General features: G+C 68.1%; 12 protein-coding genes, 2 tRNA genes and 1 pseudogene. 8 read left to right on the top strand and 7 right to left on the bottom strand.

Features of this window, described 5'->3' with window-relative positions; all coding sequences use genetic code 11:
• Positions 1-197 (top strand): annotated as a pseudogene (locus VN779_RS04390) (site-specific integrase); the annotation flags it as partial.
• Between the two features lie 77 nt (positions 198-274).
• Here VN779_RS04390 and VN779_RS04385 read toward each other — a convergent pair.
• Positions 275-347 (bottom strand) — tRNA-Arg (locus VN779_RS04385).
• Between the two features lie 494 nt (positions 348-841).
• On the opposite strand from VN779_RS04385, the gene VN779_RS04380 reads away from it, so the two are divergent.
• Complete coding sequence (locus VN779_RS04380; protein WP_325720366.1) at positions 842-2,029, top strand: serine protein kinase RIO; 1,188 nt, start codon at positions 842-844, stop codon at positions 2,027-2,029.
• Positions 2,030-2,063: 34 nt separating this feature from the next.
• Here the strand turns inward: VN779_RS04380 and VN779_RS04375 are convergent, their stop codons facing one another.
• On the bottom strand, positions 2,064-3,254 hold the full coding sequence (locus VN779_RS04375; protein WP_325720364.1) for an ATP-binding protein: 1,191 nt from the start codon (positions 3,252-3,254) through the stop codon (positions 2,064-2,066).
• A gap of 151 nt (positions 3,255-3,405) precedes the next feature.
• Here VN779_RS04375 and VN779_RS04370 point away from each other — a divergent pair, with 151 nt between their 5' ends.
• A complete protein-coding gene (locus tag VN779_RS04370) occupies positions 3,406-3,948 on the top strand; it encodes an NUDIX hydrolase (RefSeq protein ID WP_325720363.1) in 543 nt (180 codons plus the stop codon).
• 66 nt (positions 3,949-4,014) lie between these two features.
• Here the strand turns inward: VN779_RS04370 and VN779_RS04365 are convergent.
• Positions 4,015-4,104, bottom strand: a tRNA-Ser gene (locus VN779_RS04365).
• A gap of 385 nt (positions 4,105-4,489) precedes the next feature.
• On the opposite strand from VN779_RS04365, the gene VN779_RS04360 reads away from it, so the two are divergent.
• Positions 4,490-7,663, top strand: coding sequence for a PAS domain-containing protein (locus tag VN779_RS04360; RefSeq protein ID WP_325720361.1), 3,174 nt, complete (start codon positions 4,490-4,492; stop codon positions 7,661-7,663).
• Positions 7,664-7,705: 42 nt separating this feature from the next.
• Here VN779_RS04360 and VN779_RS04355 read toward each other — a convergent pair whose 3' ends face one another.
• Positions 7,706-9,325 carry a long-chain fatty acid--CoA ligase gene (locus tag VN779_RS04355; protein WP_349260638.1) on the bottom strand — a complete coding sequence of 540 codons (1,620 nt, stop codon included), beginning with the start codon at positions 9,323-9,325 and terminating at the stop codon, positions 7,706-7,708.
• 375 nt (positions 9,326-9,700) lie between these two features.
• Between VN779_RS04355 and VN779_RS04350 the strand changes: the two genes are divergently transcribed.
• Entirely contained in the window at positions 9,701-10,681 is a 981-nt protein-coding gene (locus tag VN779_RS04350; RefSeq protein ID WP_325720357.1) for a hypothetical protein, read from the top strand.
• Between the two features lie 96 nt (positions 10,682-10,777).
• Here VN779_RS04350 and VN779_RS04345 read toward each other — a convergent pair whose 3' ends face one another.
• From VN779_RS04345 to VN779_RS04335, 3 genes are all read right to left on the bottom strand, one after another.
• Positions 10,778-11,767, bottom strand: a complete 990-nt coding sequence (locus VN779_RS04345) for a DUF1906 domain-containing protein (protein ID WP_325720355.1) — start codon at positions 11,765-11,767, stop codon at positions 10,778-10,780.
• A 123-nt stretch (positions 11,768-11,890) separates the two neighbouring features.
• Entirely contained in the window at positions 11,891-12,625 is a 735-nt protein-coding gene (locus VN779_RS04340) for an AMP-binding protein (protein WP_325720353.1), read from the bottom strand.
• Positions 12,626-12,801: 176 nt separating this feature from the next.
• The gene (locus VN779_RS04335; RefSeq protein WP_414639574.1) at positions 12,802-13,245 is read right to left on the bottom strand and encodes an SseB family protein; all 444 of its coding nucleotides are present in this window, start codon (positions 13,243-13,245) and stop codon (positions 12,802-12,804) included.
• Between the two features lie 105 nt (positions 13,246-13,350).
• Here VN779_RS04335 and VN779_RS04330 point away from each other — a divergent pair, with 105 nt between their 5' ends.
• From VN779_RS04330 to VN779_RS04320, 3 genes are all read left to right on the top strand, one after another.
• Complete coding sequence (locus VN779_RS04330) at positions 13,351-15,177, top strand: acyl-CoA dehydrogenase (RefSeq protein WP_325720351.1); 1,827 nt, start codon at positions 13,351-13,353, stop codon at positions 15,175-15,177.
• A gap of 286 nt (positions 15,178-15,463) precedes the next feature.
• Positions 15,464-17,305 carry a TIGR03767 family metallophosphoesterase gene (locus VN779_RS04325; protein ID WP_325720350.1) on the top strand — a complete coding sequence of 614 codons (1,842 nt, stop codon included), beginning with the start codon at positions 15,464-15,466 and terminating at the stop codon, positions 17,303-17,305.
• Between the two features lie 80 nt (positions 17,306-17,385).
• The gene (locus VN779_RS04320) at positions 17,386-18,675 is read left to right on the top strand and encodes a M18 family aminopeptidase (RefSeq protein ID WP_325720348.1); all 1,290 of its coding nucleotides are present in this window, start codon (positions 17,386-17,388) and stop codon (positions 18,673-18,675) included.
• Positions 18,676-18,695 lie beyond the last annotated feature (20 nt).

Here is an 18,695-nt window from a genome sequence, read left to right as displayed (position 1 = left end):
CGTGCGCGACCTTCCTCAAGGCTCAGGGCGTCGAACTGATCGTGATCCGGGACATCCTCGGACACTCTCAGCTCAGCGTGACCGCTGACATCTATACGCACGTCCTCGCTCCCGAGCTGCGGGAGGCGATCAGGCGCATGGACGGTGTGATGAGTCGTGACACCAATACGGCTTCGGTGAGCAGTGCTGATTCGTAGCGGTTGGTGTCAGGTGTGGGTGTCAGAGACACAAAAAAGGCCGGTAAGTGTTAATCACTTACCGGCTTTGTGCTGGGCGCGCTCGGAGGGATTCGAACCCCCAACCTTTTGATCCGTAGTCAAATGCTCTATCCGTTGAGCTACGAGCGCTGGTGTCGTTGCTGGCGGGACAAGGTCTTCGCTGGCCGACCCGTCGAGTGTACATGGTTCGGGGGGTGGGTCAGCAAACCGATAGTCCGGGGTGGGTGAGGTGAGGGGCGGGCAGAGCTCGCGAGGATAGCGAGTGGGCCGAAGGGGAGGGGCGCGGGATGGCGGCGGGTGGAAAACCGGTTGCGGGGGTGGCGGGGGCGGGACACACTCGGCGGAGCGCGTTCGGTTGTGCCGTCCTGGGTGGGCGGTGGCCGGGCGGCGCGTTTCGGGCGGTCGTCGGCCGCCGTGGTGAGCGGTCACCGTGGGTGATCCGGAGCGAGGAGGTGGCTCGTGTTCAACGCCTTTGTCCTGGACTCGACCTTGTCCTGTCCTACCGCTCCGGTCCGGTTCTGAGCCGCACGTAACGTTTCACCGCCAGCGCTTCGCTGGCAGGTGCGATTGCGGCTGTTTACTCCGGCGGGCGGATTCCGTTCGCTTTGTTTGGAGACCATCCAGTGCGCAAGCGCACCTTTGACGTGGACGTCGACGCTTACGACGGCCGCGGTGGCGACAGCCACGACTACGACAATGACTATGCACACTCCTATTACGACGACGGCTCGCGCTCGTCCGAGCGGCGGGGCCAGGGGGCTCGGCGGCGGTCGCGCTTCGACGACGAGGCCGACGTGGCACTGCGGCGGGGCCGGCTTACCGACCTCGAACGGGAGCGGCTGGCGGCTGCGCTGATCGAGGCGGAGGACGGGCTCGTACTCCCGGAGGGCGCCGATCGCTGGTCCAACTGGGGGCAGGGAGAGCTCGGACCGGAGCCGTACCCGGCTTGGGTAATCACGAGCGAGGCAGCCGTCGATACCCGGCTTGGCGTGGTGAAGACCGGGAAGGAGGCGGAGGTTCACCTGGTGGAGAGGTGGGTACCGGGGCCGGATAGTAGGGCGGGCCAGGGCCAGGGCCAGGGCCAGGGCCAGGGCCAGGGCCAGGGCCAGGGCCAGGGCCAGGGCCAGGGCCAGGGCCAGGGCCAGGGCCAGGGCGCGGAGGCGGAGGGGCGGGCGGGGGCGGGACAGCGGGTCTTGCTCGCGGAGAAGCGCTACCGCAGCGCCGATCATCGGCTCTTCCACCGGGACGCCGGCTACTTGGAGGGGCGGCGTACGCGGGAGTCCCGCGTTGAACGCGCGATCGCGAACCGCACGACCTTTGGGCGCAAGCTCATCGCCGAGCAGTGGGCCGCCGCCGAGTTCACCGCGCTGTGCGGATTGTGGACCGCTGGGGCACCGGTGCCCTATCCCGTTTCACGCTTGGGAACTGACCTGATGCTCGAGTTCATCGGCGACGCGGACGGTGGCGCGGCGCCCCGGCTCGCGCAGTTGCGGCCCGATACCGATCAGCTGGTCGACTTGTGGGATCAGCTGACGAACGGGTTGGCTGCGCTGGCACGCGCCGGGTTCACGCACGGCGACTTGTCGGCGTACAACGTGCTGGTGCATGAGGGACGCCTGGTGCTGATCGACCTGCCACAGGTGGTGGACGTCGTGGTGAACCCGCGAGGCGCTGAGCTGCTGGCACGCGATGTGCACAACATCGGTGACTGGTTCGCGGCCCGAGGGTTGCCGCAGGCGGATCGGGAGGCTGATGAGTTGCTCAAGGCGTTGCGGGAGGAGGCAGGGATAGCGAGGTCTACCCATGTATAGGGATAAGAGTAGAGATGGGTAGACGGACGCAGAGTCAGCCGGGCTGGGAGCGGAGAAAGTGGCCGAAGTGCGGGACGGTGAAGGCCACCGAACCGCGCTCGGCCGCGTAGACCAGGCCCTTCTTGATCAGGCTGTCGCGCGCGGGGGACAGTGACGAGGGCCGGCGGCCGAGGGACGTAGCGACCTCGGCCGTCGCGACCGGGCCGTCCCCGAGCAGCGCCATCGCGTGCATGTACTCGCGCTCGGCGGGGGTGGCGCGCTCGTAGCGCGAGCCGAAGAAGCCGACGGCGAGTTCCGCTTCGGCTTCGGGAGCCGCGACTTTGACGTCCTCGGCCGTGATCGGGGATGCGGGGGCCGCGTCCCACGCGACCTTTCCGTAGGCCTGGATGAAGTAGGGGTATCCGTCGGCGGCATCGAAGAGAGCGTCGAGGGCGTCGACGGTGAAATTGACGCTCTCGCGTTCAGCTGGGGCGGTGAGGGCGAGATCCGCGGCCGAGCGGTCGAGGCGGTCGATGCGGTGGTAGCGGAACAGTCGCTCGGAGTAGGACTTCGAGCTCGAAAGCAGGGTTGGCAGGTGCGGTAGGCCGGCGCCGACGATGATCAGCGGCGCGCCGGTTTGGGACAGTTCGTGGCAGGCGGCGCAGAGGGCTGACAGGTCTGTCATCGGCACGTCCTGCATCTCGTCGACGAACAATGCGATGCCGACGCCGAGGTCCGTGCCGATGGACGCCGCGTCGGTGAACAGCTCGGTCAGGTCGATCTCGATATCGCCGGAGTCGGCGCGGCCCCGGGCGGCGGGCACGTCGATGCCGGGCTGCCAACGGGGGGCTGATTTGGACGCGGGTCCGGTGGCGGCGTCGCGCAGGGCAAAGGCCTTGATGACGGACAAGACGTAGTCGATCCGCTCGGGGTCGCGGTGACGCGGCGCGAGCTCCCTTACAGCCATGTGCAGCGCGGCCGCGACCGGGCGGCGCAGCGTCTGGTCCGGTCTCGCCTCGATCTTGCCGGTGCCCCACAGCCGGCCGATCGCCTGCGAGCGCAGCGCGTTGAGCAGCACCGTCTTGCCGACGCCGCGCAGGCCGGTGAGCACCAGCGAGCGCTCGGGGCGGCCCTTGGCGATGCGCTCGAGCACCACGTCGAACTGGTCCAGCTCGCGATCCCGCCCGGCCAGTTCGGGCGGACGCTGCCCGGCCCCCGGCGCGTAGGGATTCCTGATCGGATCCACGAAAAGGACTCTATGACGCCGTCTCAGCTCTACGCTAGACACTCATATACTCCGCAATGAGGCTCTTCGCGCGCTCGCCGCGGGCATCATCTCGGGTTCCAGTACGTTGTCATGACTATCGCGCACACCCCGCAGCAGGACGGACCGCCCTATGGCCATCCACTTGGAGAAGATCACCGCAACCGTTGACGCTTACCTGTCCGCGCACCCTGAGGAACGCGAGTCGCTCGCTCCGCTGCTGCTGGCACTGAGCAAGGGCTTCGACTTCACCTCACGCCGCCGCTACCCCGCCCACATCACCGCCGGCGTGATCCTGCTCGACGACCAGGAGCGGCTGCTGCAGATCCACCACCGCAGCCTGGGCCGCTGGTTGAACCCGGGCGGGCACTGCGAGCCGGAAGACAAGTCGCTCACCGGGACCGCGCTGCGGGAGCTGGCCGAGGAATGCGGTATCAGGCTTGAGGACATCGAGCCGGTCGGTGGGGAGGAGGCGCTGCCGATTCAGATCGACGTTCACCCGATCCCGGCCAGCGATGTGCGCGCCGAGCCCGCGCATCGGCACTTCGACTTCCGGTTCGCATTCCGCACCGGTCCCACCTTGCCGACGTTGGGCGGGCGCGAGACGGTGGCGCACCGGTGGCTGCCGCTTTCCGAGCTGGCGGACCGGGGCCTGGCGGCGCGACTCGCGGTGTGATCGCGGCGGTCTGATCGCGGGCGGAGTAACACAGCGGCCCCCGTCCTGAGGACGGGGGCCTTGCCGCGGAGGCTGAGGGATTTGAACCCTCGATGGGTTTTAGACCCAAACCGCATTAGCAGTGCGGCGCCATAGACCGGACTAGGCGAAGCCTCCTGATGCGCGTGCCCGGATCGGGCACAAATCGCACTTTCCGAGACACCGTTGGCGCCCGGCTTGGTACGATCCCGCACAGCATACCCGGACCGGAGACGACGCGACAAAACAAATCCGAGCTCGTGCAGTGCGTCGCATATGGGCCTGGTGGTCAGGGACGGACCTGCGCAACCCAACGGCGGGGTCGGAACGTCTACCGGGAAAGTGGTCCCTCCCGCCGCAGCGCAGCGTATGGAATAGTCGGACCCACAATCCGCTCCGGGCCCGCGCCGGCCGAGGCGGTCCGGCGGTGTGAACGGGCCGCCGCCGCAGGGCGCCGGGGCGTGTGTTGACCGATCTGTAACGGTGGATCGGCCTGGAAAAAGCGAGTGGAGGGCAGTACCCGGTGAGCCGTACGTCCGGCCGTTCTGCCTCCCGGCTCGCGGCGATACTCGACGCGCTGCCGGACGCGCTGCTGCTCTCTGACGCCTCGGGCCTGGTGGTCAACGCGAACGCTGTCGCCCTTGAGCTGTTCGAGGGCGAAAGCGCGGAGCGACTGCTCGGCAAGCCGATCGCGCTGCTGTTGCCGGGGCTGGGGCGGGCGGTGGCCACGGGCCCGGGTCCAGCTGCACTCCCCCCTGGACCTACCGCAACGATGGGCGCGGTACCGCAGGGACCGATGCGTGGACCGGCCGAGCGGCTTGCCGCTCGGCGCACGGATGGATCGTTGTTCCCGGCCGAGGTGAACACGGCGAAGCTGCCGGATGACGGCGATGAGCTCACGCTCTACGTCGTGCGAGACCTCAGCGGCGTGCTCGACGTCGAGGCAGAGCTGCGCAGGCAGCAGCGGCAGATAGAGCTGATCCTTCGGGCGGCGTCCGAGGGCATCATCGGGGTCGATAACGAGGCACGCATCGTGCTGGTGAACCCCGCGGGCGCTCGGATACTGCGACACCGCGCGAGCGACCTGGGCGGCCAGGACGTGCACGAACTGATCGCGCACTCCGCCGCGGACGGCACGCCGATATCGGCGGACAAGGTCCTCATCGTGGACAGCCTGCGCAACGGCACGAAGCACCGCTCGCAAGACGAGGTGCTGTGGCGCAGTGACGGCACCTCGGTGACCGTGGACGTGACCACCGCGCCAGTATCCGAAGGCGATGTGATCATCGGCGCGGTGATGACCTTCTCCGACAACAGCGAGACTCGAGCGGCGACCCGGCGGGCCCGCGAGCTGGCCGAGGTGCTGGAGGACGAGCTGCGCGCGCCGCTGGCCGCGGTGCTCACCGAACTGCGCAACGTTGCTGAGTACGGCATCGGCGAGCTCGGCCCCAACGTGCGGCAGTCGCTCGGATCCGCCTCGTCCGATCTGGCCGAGGTAGCCCGGCTGGTGGACGACATCGTGGACTACCAGCACATGGTGGTCGGCGATACGCCATGCGAGCCGCAGAGGATAGCGCTCTCCGCGGTAGTGGACGCGGCGGTCGAGGCCACGGACGCGGACGCGGCGGCGCTCGGCGTGGACCTGATCGCGCACACCGCCGACGTCGAGGTCTCGGTCGATCCGCAGCTGTTCGCGACGATGCTGGCGCATCTGCTCGCCGACATGGTCAACGCCTCGCCGGTCGGCGGGAAGGTCGTGGTGACCGCGGCGCGGCGCGGCCCGGTGGCCCGGATCGAGATTCGCGGCCCGCACACCGGCGGCGGCCCGCTGCACCTTCCGATCGCGCGGGCGATCGTGGCGCAGCACGGCGGCACGCTCACTACGCACCGGATCGCGGGCAAGGGCAACACGCATGTGGTCGAGATCCCGCTGGAGGGTTCGGCGGGTGGCGGAAGGGGTGAAGCGCGCGCTATCGCGGCCGGCTCGGCGACGTCGAACCCGGCCGCGTCGAATGCCGGCGGCTCCGCGGTTTCCACGGTGAACACGCGCTCGGTGCGCCCGGCGCGCATCGCGCCGGTCTCGCGGGTGCGACCTCCCTCGGCAAATACGCTTGAGTCCGCTGTAGAGCCGCCCGCTGCGCCAGGGCCGGTCAATCCGGTCGGCCCGGCCAATCCGCCGACTGCGGCCGGCGGTCCTCCGGCCAGCGCCGGCACCACGCCCGCGGCGACGAGCCAGGTCAAGCAGGTAGAGAAGACCAACGGCCATCACACAAGCCACGGCGCGGATGCGCGGCGACCGGTTGCCGCGGCGTCCGGAACCAATGGCCAGGCGCGTATTCCGGCACAGGTGCGTTCGTCGCTGTCACGTTCATCCGGATCGCTGCCGATCGATCTCACGCCGAGCAAGCCTTTGCCCACGAGCGATGTATGGACCCGGCCGCCGCGCAACCCGTCGGACCCGCCTACGCAGGAGATGAATGCCGTCGGGACGGCTACTCCTAACCCGTCGTCGGTGCGCGGTAACGGCACCGCTACGGGTAGTGGCGCTGCTGCGGTGACTGAACCGAATGAGCAGCCGTGGCAGCCGCAGGCGGAGCCCGAAGAGGAAGCGCTCGTCGAAGAACGTGGCGTCGCGAAGCAGAGCACGGCGACGACCGAACGGCCTGAGGAGGACGTCCAGCCGCGCGGCCGTAGGCGTGCGGCTCCCGCCGAGCCGCCGGCCCAGAGTCCGAGTGCGGCTGCGGTGCCGCGCACACCGGTCGCACGCCCGGAAGCGCCACCTCAGGTGGATACTCGGCGACCTGACGTCAGTGCGGTCGATGCCCCGACGCAGGCGATGCCACCTGTAGTCGTTGCGGACACGATGACCGTGGCTGCGGAATCAGTGGTCATTCAGCCGTCGGTCGGGTCAGCGTCGGAACTGCGTGCTGCGGACTCGGGAACCGTGACGGACGCGGCGATACAGGACTCGAAGTTCAACCCAACCGTGCTGCTGTGGCCCGATCCCGACGACTCGACACTCGACGTGCTCGAGGACCGCGGCTACGAATCCGTCTCGCTGGACAATTTCGACGCGCTGCCGCGCACCGTGGACGAACTGGCCGCCGAGCACTCGACGAAGGCCAGCGCCGTGCTGGTGGATCCGATCGCGGCCCCGATCACCCGGCGCGGGCTGCGGATCCTGCGCGGCGCCGCGATCAACGCGGGCCTGCCGATCGTGGTGACCGCGGGCATCGGCGGCGGACCGGCCGAGACGCCGCAGGGCCCTGACCCTTCCTTGCTGCTTCAGGCGCTCACGCCGCCAGCGGTCTCGCTTCCCCGGGTGCTGCTGATCGAAGCCCGCGACGATCTGGCCGAGGCGATGACGCACTCGCTGGAGCGTCAGGGCATGCAGGTGCTGCTTGCGTCGACTGACGCAGAGAGCATCGGGCGCGCTTCGGACGGCGTGCCCGACGTGGTTCTCATGGATCTGATGCAGGTGCGCCGCCGCCGGACTGGCATCGTCGAGTGGCTACGTGACCATGAGCGGCTGACCACGACGCCCATAGTCGTCTACACGGCCTTGGGCACCGATTCGGCTCAGTTCGCGACCGGGCTGCGCAGCGGAGAGGGTGTGCTGTATCTCGCCGAGCGGTCGACCGATCCCGAGGTGGGTAACCGCATCGGGGATCTGCTCGCGAAGATCTGCTTTAACTGATCCCGAGCGCTCCGGCACGCGCACACATTCAATGCACCCAGCTCAGTTGAGCTGGGTGATCTGATAATCGCCAGCCGCGTAACGGCGCCGGACCTCTTTCTTGTCGAACTTGCCGACCGAGGTCTTGGGCACGGCGTCGATCGCGGTCCATCGCTCCGGGAGCTGCCACCTGGCGATCCGGTCGGCCAGGAACGCGCACAGTTCGGCGAACGGGATCGGTTCGCCGCGCCACACCACGGCCGCGAGCGGGCGCTCCGACCAGCGCTCGTCCGGCACCCCGACCACCGTGGCCTCGGCGATCGCCGGGTGCGCCATCAGATGGTTCTCCAGCTCCACTGACGAGATCCACTCCCCGCCGGACTTGATGACGTCCTTCTCTCGGTCGGTCAGGTTAAGGAAGCCCTCGGGCGTGATGGTGCCGACATCGCCGGTGCGCAGCCAGCCGTCGCGGAATTTCGCGGGGTCGTCGTCCTGGTGGTAGGAGCCGGTGACCCACGGCCCGCGCACCTCGAGCTCGCCCACCGACTCGCCGTCGTGCGGGACGATCGCGCCGTCCGCCCCGATCAGCCTGGCCTCGACAAGCGACGGGAATCGGCCCTGGCTGCACCGGTAGCGATACCGCTGTTCGCCCTCGGCCGCGGCCGGCGGGTGCGCGACCGAGCCGAGCGGTGAGAGCTCTGTCATGCCCCATGCGTGGATGATCTGCACGCCGTGCCGCTGTTCGAAGGCCGTGATCAGCGATGGCGGGCAGGCGGAGCCGCCGACCACGGCGCGCTTCAACGTGGGCAGCTCGGCGCCGCTGCGATCCAGTTCGGCCAGTACGTCCGACCAGATGGTCGGGACCGCGCCGGCGAAGGTGACCCCGGCCTCGCGGATCATCGCGATCAGCGGCGCGGCCTGCAGGAACCTGCCGGGCATCACCATCGACGCGCCGGACAGGAAGCAGCCGTAGGGCAGACCCCAGGCCATCGCGTGGAACATCGGCACGATCTCCAGCACCCGCTGCCCGTCATCGAGACTGAATCCGGTCGGCGAGCAGACCTCGAGAGAGTGCAGGTAGATCGAGCGATGACTGTAGACGACGCCTTTCGGATTGCCAGTGGTGCCGGACGTGTAGCACATGGCGGCGCCCTCGCGCTCGTCCTGCTCGGGCCAGTCGAAGGTGGTCGGCTGCCCGGCCAGCAGTTCCTCGTAGCCGATCACTGACTTACCGGCGTCGGTGAGCGCTGAGGTGTCCGTTTCCGCGTCGCCGACCACGACGATGTGCTCCACGGTCGGCAGCCGGTCGGCGAGCTTGGCGAGCAGCGGGACGAGGGTGTCATCGACGATCACGACGCGGTCGTCGGCGTGCTGGATGATGTACCCGATCTGTTCGGGGAACAGCCGGATGTTGATCGTATGAATCACGGCGCCCATGGATGGGACCGCGAGGTACGCCTCGACGTGCTCCTGTGTGTTCCACATGAACGTGCCGACGCGCTGGTCGCCGGTGATGCCAAGGCGTTCGCGCAGGCCATGGGCCAGTTGCGCGGCGCGTTGTGCGACCTCGGCGAAGGTGGCCGAACGGAAGCCGGAGCCCGTGTACGTCAGGACCTCGGAGCGTGCGTGCGCCATGGCGCCGTAACGCAGGATCGTCGAAATCGACAGCTGTACATCCTGCATCGTGGATCGCACCGCGACACCACCCTGTCTCACGGATTCGGGGTTATTGCACTACATCAGAAAACCGGTGCGCTGGAGCGTAAGGCCGAACGCGCCGCGCGGCTAGCCCGTACACGGGGCGATCATGGGGCGCAACACTCCGAAGTATCTCTTACCTCGAATTTACTTTCAGTATGTGCCTATTTGCGGGATTCTGCGAGGAACAGCGCCGTAGTACGGCGACAACGTCGTACCCTGCAGGACTGTTGGAATCGGCACTTGTTCAGTACCTTCGGTGCATGTTCGGCGCGCTGCACTCCGAGCACCTTCCCAACCGCTGCGACGCCTAGGCGGATTCATGACGCTGTCCGTGAGCCATGTTCCGGGAGAGGCCCGATGAGTTTGCCTCCCTACGACCAGTCGGTCCGTGACTTCGAGCGGCAGTTCCAAGTGGTGCTGCCGGACTCGGTCGGACAGGCCGCCATTGGCTTCCGTGACGGCGTCTGGTACCGGCTCAATAGCGGCACTCCGCACCCCGTGCCCATCCGCTCGGCCATCATCCTGTGCCCGCATGCGGCTGGCTCGATCGTGCAGATCGTCTGCTGGTGGATGCGGGAAAACGCACGCACGCCTCGTGCCCTCGACCTGGCGACCGAGCTGGCGCTCACAGTAGGCGAGCTGGCTCGAAAGGCCATCGAGGACGACCCGCTGGGCATGTCCCTCACCACGCTGCCCCCGGCGCCCTCTCAGAGCTCGTCGACGCCTCTGGCGGCGTCGGCGCTCGGCACCACCGGCGGCCTCGGTTCTTCGTCTCCGCTCGGCCGGGGGCCGTATGACAGCGGTTCGTACGGCAGTGGTTCGTATGACACAGCCCCGTACCCGGCCGCGCCGGCGCCCGCACCTTCTCCGTATGAGCCCGCGTATGCAGCCGCGACGACCCTGATTCCGCAGATCACGCCGGATATGACGGCGCCCGGACGCTCTCTCGGCGGCGTGCCGCGGCCTTCGGGCCCGATGCCCGCTGGGCTCGCCGCGCTTCCGCCGTCCGCGCCCGGCCGTCCGGGCCCGGCGGGCCCGGGCTTCGGCGCCCCACGCGGCCAGGGTGGCCCGATGCCGGGCGGGCGACCGCCGATGGGCCCGCAGCCTGGGCAATCGGGCAGCTGGGACCGGCCTGGTGGCTACGAGCAGGGCCGGGGACGTCCGGCTGGCGGTCCGCCGCCGCGCCAGCCTGGTTACGAGAACCCCGATCCGCGTGACGACTTCTTCCGTGGAGCGCCGCCCGCGCAGCGCCGTCCGGAGCGCGATGAGTACAACGGTGGTCGGCCGCAGCAGGGGCGGCAGGGCGGTGGACGCCAGGATCCCGGGCGCGCTTGGTAGGCATGCGGTAGGGATTACGCACTAAGTCAGTACACACGAGCGGCGCGCATGTCTGTAGCGCGCCGCTCTGCTGTGCGGTGATGATCGCTTGTTCCGCTACCGCGTGCGCGCTACCGGGCCGTCCAGATAGTCCTTGTCGATGTTCAACGCGACACCTCCGTATGACTCCTTGTGCGCTCCGGCGAACTGCTTGATGCGCTGGTGCGGTGACCACGCAGTGTTCGGCACCGCAGCATCCTGAACCGTTGACTTGTTGTCCCAGCGGGCGATCCACAGGGCATCGGGTCGCACGTGGCCAGGCATCCCTGCCGCGACGAGGTCGGTGATGCCCGAGCCCGCGGAGGAGTAGAAGCCAGCGAGGTAACCATGCGCGTGCATCCGTTGCGTCCACGTGCCTAGGTAGCTAAGGGCAGTGTTCGTGCACGCGGCGTTCTTACGCGGGTAGCTCTCCAGGTCGAAGTAGATCGCGCTACCGCGGGCGAGGCCGAGGGCGGCAGCGCGGTTGGCGGCGTCGTCCGCGGCGTCGACGGCCTGCGCGGTCGCCGTCTTCGGATCGATCAGCTTGAGGTGCGGCTGACGGGCGCACGGCGCCTGGCGTCCGACGTAGACCGGCACGAGGCGCCAGCCCATGCGTGTGACCGCGCTGACCCAACTAGGAGTCAGGTTGCTCTGGCCGCAACCGCGGTTCACGCCGCCGATGTAGATCCCGAGCGCGTGAAGCCCGGAGGACTTGCGCCAGGCTGTCATCGCGCGCAGAGGGGGCGCCGTACAGGCATCGAAGCCGTCGCCGGTGAAGGTCCGCGATTGCGTGCGCTTGATGTACTGGAAGGTGGCGGAGGAGACGAACAGGTCGGGAACGAACGCGCTGCTCGTCAGCCCGGTGAAGTAGGCCAGCCCACTGAACTCGGGCAGGCCGGAGAGGTCGGGGATCATGGCCTCGTCGGCGGGAGGACCGGCCTGCGTGCGCGCTGTCGCGGCGTCGGTTAGGCGGTCTTCGGCGAATGCGGACGGCAGCGAGAGGCAGACGACCGCGCATACCGCCGCAGCCGCCGTGCACCAGCGGGCCTTTGTGGATCGCAGTGCCATGATCGACAACATATGCCGCAGTTGACGTACCGCCGCGCATACGTCGTGCGACCGCGTGTCGGAGCGTCGAGGCCGACGGTCGATACGGCAACTGTGCAGCTAAGCCCTGGTCTGGCTGGCTGATTAGGTACGCACGAGCACGGTACGCGCGCCGTGCCTGATGCCGTGCAGTGCGTGCAGCATGCCGCGGACCTGGAACAGCGGATCGGCGACGACCTTCGTCTCCCCCGGATCCGGCGTCACTTCCGCGACACCGAGCTGCAGCGCACGGTGCGTGAAAGCGACGTGCTCCTGATCGTCGCCGCTGTGCACCTGAAGCACCGGGTCGTCGACGTGCGGACGGTGCTTCGCGGCCTCGTACATGCCCTCGCCGGTCTCGTGAAGTTCGAGCCAGAGCTCGTAGTCGTCGGTGCCGTGCGGGTTGTCGCTCGGCGGACCGACCATGACCACGGTGTCCAACTCATCCAGCTCAGGACGGATGCGCTCGAGCAGGTCGGCGAAGTCGGAGCCGACGAACAGCAGCTTCACCTGCTCCCGGCGCAAGATTCCGATGATCACATCATCGGCAAGCCGCCAGTTGAGGATCACCGCAGTGGTCCCGGTCAATGCGGCCGCGAACAGCGCCTCAAGGCAGGCCGGGTGGTTGTGCGACAGCACCGCGAAGCGCTCGCCCGGCCGCACCATCGACGCGCGCAGGCCGCAGGCCACGTGCCTGATGCGGGCGTCCAGCTCACGCCAGGACAGCCGGTGCTCGCCGCATTCGACCGCAGTGGCTCTCGGCGTATGGCCGAGCTGCCGCTTGACCAGCTCGGTGATGAGTGCGGGTTCGTCGAGGAAGGAGCCAGGGCCGAGCGGCATGTGTGATCCCCCAGTACTGCTGATGCTGTGTCAATTGATGCTGCGTCAAAGCAGGATCGAGTATTGCGCGAGCGATATCAGAACAGAGCCGATAGACGGCGGATGTGATGCCAGGGACAGTAATGCCGCGAGTGCACGGTGGCTAGTGCCCTGGGGGGGGCTGGGCCGAGCCGTACTCAGCCGTACATCCGCTTCATCGTGTAGTCGATCATCTGCTCGATCGCCTGCGCGTCGAAGACGACTCGGTGCTCGCCTTCAAGGTCGAGCACGATGCCGTAACCGGTCGGCAGCAGGTCCAGCACCTCGGCGCCGGTCACCGTGAAGTACCGCGACTCCTCGCCCGAGTACCGGCGCAGCTCGACGAGAGAGGAGAACATCGGGATCACCGGCTGCGGGGTGTCGTGCAGCGCGAGGAACCCCGGCCGCTCGCCGCGTGGACAGTACACCTTGCAGGTTGTGAAGACGGCGTGGAAGTCCTCCGGGCTGATCGCGCCCGAAGCGAAGGCGCGGACCGCGTCCGCGAGCGACGGCTGAAGCACCTGGCCGCCGCCGGAATCGTCACCGTTATAGCCGTACACAACCCACGAGCGTAGCGGGCCACTAGGTGGCGCGGGCACCATCCAAGTCACCGTGCAAGCTTGCGGGAAGTTACCCATGAGTAGCATCATGAAGTTACCGCTTAGTTCTACTCGCAGGTAGCAGCCGAGGACGCAAAGGACCACCCGATGGGGCACTACAAGTCCAACCTTCGTGACATCGAGTTCAACCTCTTCGAGGTGTTCGACTCGGGTAACCATTACGGCTCCGCCGCGTACCCCGAGATCGATGTGGAGACCGCGCGCACGATCCTGGCCGAACTCGAACGTCTGGCCGTCACGGAGCTGGCCGAGTCCTTCACCGACGCGGACCGCAACCCGCCGGACTTCGACCCGACGACGCACTCGGCCACCCTGCCCGAGTCCTTCAAGCGCTCCTTCAAGGCGTACATGGACACCGAGTACTGGCGCCTCGGCCTGCCGGAGGAGATGGGCGGCACACTCTGCCCGCCCTCGCTGCGCTGGGCCACCGGCGAACTGGTGCTCGGGGCCAACCCGGCGGTGTGGATCTACGCGGCCGGCACCGACTTCGGCCGGGTGGTCTGGGAGCTCGTCACCGAGGAGCAGCGCAAGATCGCCAAGCTGATGGCGGACCGGCTGTGGGGCGCCACCATGGTGCTCACCGAGCCGGACGCCGGTTCGGACGTCGGAGCCGGGCGCACAAAGGCGATCAAGCAGGCGGACGGCTCCTGGCACATCGAGGGCGTCAAGCGCTTCATCACCAGCGGCGACCAGGACATCAGCGAGAACATCATCCACTTGGTGCTGGCCAGGCCGGAGGGTCACGGCCCGGGCACCAAGGGCCTGTCGCTGTTCATCGTGCCGAAGTACCTGTTCGACTGGGACAGCGGCGACCTGGGCGAGCGCAACGGCGCGTTCGTCACCAATGTCGAGCACAAGATGGGCCTGAAGGTCTCGACCACCTGCGAGGTCACGTTCGGCGCCGACCGCCCGGCCAAGGGCTGGCTGGTCGGCGAGGTGCACGACGGCATCGCCCAGATGTTCAACATCATCGAGATGGCGCGGATGATGGTCGGCACCAAGGCCATCGCCACCCTCTCGACCGGCTACCTCAACGCGCTGGAGTACGCCAAGACCCGCGTTCAGGGCCCTGACCTACCAGAGGCGACCAACAAGAACGCGCCGCGGGTCACCATCACCCACCACGCGGACGTGCGCCGGCTGCTGATGCAGCAGAAGGCTTACGCGGAGGGCATGCGGGCCCTGGTTTTCTACACCGCGAGCTGGCAGGACCGGGTGTACGCGGCCCGGCTCACCGGCGGCAAGGACGAACTCGGCGAGCGGATCAACGACTTCCTGCTGCCGATCGTGAAGGGCTACGGCTCGGAGAAGTCCTACGAGCAACTAGCCCAGTCGCTGCAGATCTTCGGCGGCTCCGGCTATCTGCAGGATTATCCGATCGAGCAGTACATCCGGGACGCGAAGATCGACACCCTGTACGAGGGCACCACCGCGATACAGGGCATGGACCTGTTCTTCCGCAAGATCGTCCGAGACCAGGGTCAGGCGCTCACCCACCTGAAGTCCGAGATCCAGGCGTTTTTGGACGCTGGCAGCGGCGGCGAACGGCTGGCGAAGGAGCGCGAGGCGCTGTCCGGCGCGCTCGCCGAGGTCGAGGCGATGGCGAACGTGATGTTCGGCCAGGCGGCCAAGGCGCTTGAGGACCCGCGGGAGATCCACGTGGTCGGCCAGTCCACCACCGACTTCCTCTTCGCGGTCGGCGACCTGGTGGTCGGCTGGCTACTGCTGAGGCAGGCCGCGGTCGCGCTGGCGAAGAGCGCCACGGCATCGGCCAAGGACGTGCCGTTCTACACTGGCAAGGTCGCCGCGGCGAGCTGGTTCGCCCGTCATATCCTGCCGCTGCTCGCCGCCCGGCGCGCAGTCGTGGAGGCCACTGACAACGCGCTGATGGACGTGCCCGAGGAGGCTTTCTAGCCGCCTCGCGACGGCGCCGGTCCGGTCAGTGCGTGATGAACGCCCGGTCGGATTGGTGATCGGGCTGTGCGGGCCGGGTCCCCGGAAGGGATGAGCACCTTCCGCGGGACCTGGTTCTCAGCGCGGTGGTAGTTCAACGCAATGATCGTTCGACGCAGTGATTGGTCGAGCGCTGTGGTTATGAGCACTGTGATTTTGAACACCGTGATTTTGAGCACCGTGATTTCGCGCAGCGGGCTTCGCCGAATTCAGCCGCCGACCCCGGCCGAGCTCGAAGAGGGGTATCGTGCGCGCCGTGGTGGGACTGCTGCGACGCTTCGTCAAGATCATAATCGGCCTGTTCGTCCGGAACCCGGCGGACCCGGCCCTTCCCTTGGTCGCGGTGGCCGACACGGGTTTCCGCCCGGCCGCGCCGCAGGGCACCACCCTCGCCGAGACGCTGCTGGCCGGTCAGGCTGGGCCCGGCGGTTACCGGCCGATCGTGCCGGCGCCGGGTGAGCCGTATCTGCTGCGCGAAGAGCTGGCGAGCAGGCCGGTCAAGACGACGGTGACGGCCGCGCTGGGCACCGCGAAGCGCACACCGATCGCCGCCTTCGCGCACCTGACGGACATTCACCTGGTGGACGATCAGTCCCCGGCGCGGGTCGAATTCCTCGACCGGTACAACGATCCCGGTTCGCGCTTCACCGGCCTGGCCAACCTGAGTGGGGCGTACCGCTCGAACGAGATGCTGAGCGTTCAGGTGGCGGACGCGATGGTGCAGCGCATCAACGAGATCGGTGTCGGGCCGGCCTTCGGCGCGCCGCTCACGTTCGCGGTCGCGACCGGCGACAACGCGGACAACGCGCAGTACAACGAGACACGCTGGTTCATCGACGTGCTCGACGGCGGTCCGATCCGCCCCGATTCCGGCGACCCGGCCAAGTACGAGGGCGTAGCTGACTGGGTTAAGTACGACGTTCGCTATTGGCATCCGGAAGGGACGCCCGAAGGCGGCATCGATGACATGCCGCGCGCGCTGCACGGCTTCCCGATAGTGCCTGGCCTTTTGGACGCGTCACGGCGTCCGTTCGATGCGCAGGGTTTGCGTGCCGCCGACGGAGCGCCGCTGCCCTGGTATTCGGCGTACGGCAACCACGACGCGCTGCTCCAGGGCAACCTGCCGCACATTCCGGAGAGCACCGAGTACGCGACGAGTACCCACAAGGCCGTGGAGCTACCCACGGGCACTGACTTGGTGCATTTGGCGATCGACATCGCGAGCGTCTCGCCGCACGCTGTCGAGCAGCTGATCGCAGGGGACTTCCGTACCGTATCGGCGGACCCTGATCGTCGGCTGCTTGATCGCGCCGGGATGGTGCGGGAGCACTTTAAGACAACGGGCCTGCCTGACGGCCACGGCTTCACGCACGAGAACATCGCGGAGAACACGGCCTACTACGGTTTTGATGCGGGGCCGATGCGCTGCCTGGTGCTCGACACAGTCAATCCGCACGGCGGCGCGGACGGCTCGCTGGACGAGAAGCAGTACTTGTGGCTGGAAAGCGAACTGTTCGCGGTCGCCACGCAGTACCTGTCGGAGGAAGGCGAGTTGGTGCGCGGCGCCGGTGTAGATCGGCTCGTCGTGGTCTTCAGCCATCACACAGCTGAGACGATGGGTAACTGGCTGAGCGAGCCAGGTGAGCACCGGGTACTCGGCCACGCGGTACGCGACCTGCTGCTGCGGTTCCCGAACGTGGTGCTATGGGTTAACGGACATACGCACGTCAACGGCGTCGTACCGCATCGCCGGCACCCGGAGTCGCCGATCCCCGGTGGTTTCTGGGAGCTGAACACCGCATCGCACGTGGACTGGCCGCAACAGTCGCGATTGGTTGAGCTGGTCGACAACGGCGATCGGACGCTGTCGGTCTTCGGCACGATCATCGATCACGCGGCGCCGGCCTGCGTTCCGCCAGGCGCCGGATCGAAATTCAACCTCGACTCGCCGATCGCCCTGGCCTCGCTGTCTCGGGAGCTGGGTCTCAACGACTGGCAATCGCGCACGCGCTCGGTGCCCGGGGCGGACGGTCGACGTGGCACGCTCACCGACCGCAATGTCGAATTGCTGCTTCCGGCTCCGTTCTGACCCGCGGCCGCGAGGCCTGGGCGCGCAGTGGAAGACAGTCCCCGCATCGCCACCGGAACCCGGCCCGTAAGCTGGGCGGCATGGCACAGTTCGACCGCGCGCACACCGACAACCTGCTGACGTACCTCGCCGCCTCCCCGACCCCGTATCACGCGGTGGCCGAGGCGGCGTCACTGCTGGACAAGGGCGGGTTCCGGCAGGTGTCCGAGACGGCGGCCTGGGACGCGCAGCCCGGCGGCCAGTACGTGATCCGCGGCGGCGCGCTGGTGGCCTGGTACCTGCCTGAGAACGCGGAACCGTCCCGGCCGTTCCGGATCATCGGCTCGCACACCGACTCGCCGAACCTGCGGGTGAAGCCGGTTCCGGACACCGGAGCGCTGGGCTGGCGGCAGGTGGCGGTGGAGGTGTACGGCGGCCCGCTGTACAACAGTTGGCTGGATCGCGACCTCGGCCTGGCCGGGCGGCTTGCCCTGCGCGACGGCTCGGAGCGGCTGGTGCGCATCGATCGGCCGCTGCTGCGGGTGCCGCAGCTGGCGATACACCTCGACCGGGGCGCGAACGCCGACGGCCTGAAGCTGAACCCGCAGATGCATCTGACCCCGATCTGGGGGCTCGGCGACCCGGACGAGGGCGACCTGATTGAGTTCGTGGCGCAGGAGCACGGCATCGAGGCGCAGGACGTGCTCGGCTGGGACCTGATGGTGCACGACGTAGCCCCACCGGCGTACCTCGGCCGCGACCGCGAGCTGATCGCGGCGCCGCGGCTGGACAACCTGATGTCCGTGCACGCGAGCGTCACGGCATTGCTCGCCGCCGTGGAAACCGGCATCGCTGACGGCCCGATCCCGATGCTGGCGGCGATGGACCACGAGGAGAACGGCTCGCTCTCCACGACCGGCGCGGCCGGCCCGTTCCTCGAATCAGCCCTCGAACGCCTTGTCGAATGCCGCGGCGGCGGCGTGGACGCGCGCGCCAGAGCGTATGCCGGTTCTGTCATGGCTTCGTCCGACCTCGCGCACGCGGTGCACCCGAACTACCCGGAGAAGCACGACTCCGGCCACCGACCGCTGGCGAACGGCGGCCCGGTGCTCAAGGTCAACGCGAATCAGCGCTATGCGACGGACGGTGCGACCCGGGCGGTCTGGGCCCGCGCCTGCGAGGCGGCCGACGTGCCGTGGCAGACCTTCGTCTCCCGCAACGATCAGCCCTGCGGCAGCACCATCGGCCCGATCGCCTCCTCCCGGCTCGGCATCGCCACCTTCGACGTCGGCGTTCCGGCGCTGTCCATGCACTCGGTGCGCGAGCTGTGCGGCGCCGACGACCCATGGCGCCTCGCCGCGGCGCTGGCCGCTTTCTTGCGGCTGAACTGAATCGCGTTGATCAGAGTGCT

This window comes from Actinocrinis sp. (assembly GCF_035605935.1).
GTDB lineage: Bacteria > Actinomycetota > Actinomycetes > Streptomycetales > Catenulisporaceae > Actinocrinis.
Note: the sequence above shows the minus strand (reverse complement) of the source record. Positions and strands in the feature narration are given on the sequence as shown.